This window comes from Pseudomonas sp. A-1, assembly GCF_004801855.1.
Taxonomy (GTDB): domain Bacteria; phylum Pseudomonadota; class Gammaproteobacteria; order Pseudomonadales; family Pseudomonadaceae; genus Geopseudomonas.
In genome coordinates, this window is record NZ_SSTC01000219.1 from 1 (window position 1) to 912 (window position 912).

A 912-nucleotide genomic window follows, 5' to 3' on the forward strand; every position below is an offset into this window, starting at 1 on the left:
CGCGCCGCTCGCCGGACCGCGGCACCCTCGGCCTGCTCGGCGAGCTGGCGCGCAGCGTTGGCGACACGCGCGTCTGGCTGCTGCCGGCGCCGCCGGACGAAACCCTCGACCCCGCGCGCCTGGGCGACTGGCAGGCGGCCCTCGCCGCGCTGCAGCTGCCCTGCGCCACCGAGGCCTCCTGGCGCTGGCTGGAGAGCGGCCATGACTGAAGCGCTGAAACTGGCCGTGGTCGGCCACACCAACGTCGGCAAGACCTCGCTGCTGCGCACCCTGACCCGCGACGTGGATTTCGGCGAGGTGTCGCACCGGCCCAGCACCACCCGCCACGTCGAGGGCGCGCGCCTGTCGGTGGACGGCGAGGCGCTGCTCGAGCTGTACGACACCCCGGGCCTGGAGGACGCCATCGCCCTGCGCGACCACCTCGACACCCTCGCCCCGGCCGCCGCACGCCTCGACGGCCCGGAGCGCCTCGCCCGCTTTCTCGCCGGCCCCGAGGCCAGCGGGCGCTTCGAGCAGGAGGCCAAGGTGCTGCGCCAGCTGCTGGTGTCCGACGCCGGGCTGTACGTGATCGACGCCCGCGAGCCGGTGCTGGCCAAGTACCGCGACGAGCTGGCGGTGCTGGCCGACTGCGGCCGGCCGCTGCTGCCGGTGCTCAACTTCGTCGCCGCCCCCGGCCACCGCGAGGATGACTGGCGCGCCGCGCTGGCCCGCCTCGGCCTGCACGCGCTGGTCGCCTTCGACAGCGTGGCGCCACCGACCGACGGCGAGCGGCGCCTGTACCAGAGCCTGGCCCTGCTGCTGGAGCGCGCACGGCCGCAGCTGGAGCGGCTGATCGCCGACCACCAGGCGCAGCGTGGCGCCCGGCGCGCGGCGGGGGCGCGGCTGATCGCCGAGCTGCTGGTCGACGCCGCC

The 912-nt window shown here is 76.4% G+C and carries 2 protein-coding genes; both read left to right on the top strand.

The window, feature by feature from the left end:
• On the top strand, positions 1-209 hold a 209-nt coding region (locus tag E5198_RS21235; RefSeq protein WP_136491870.1), incomplete at its 5' end, for a DUF2868 domain-containing protein.
• The coding region (locus E5198_RS21240) for a GTPase domain-containing protein (RefSeq protein WP_136491871.1) at positions 202-912 on the top strand (711 nt) is incomplete at its 3' end. The genes E5198_RS21235 and E5198_RS21240, both read left to right, overlap by 8 nt.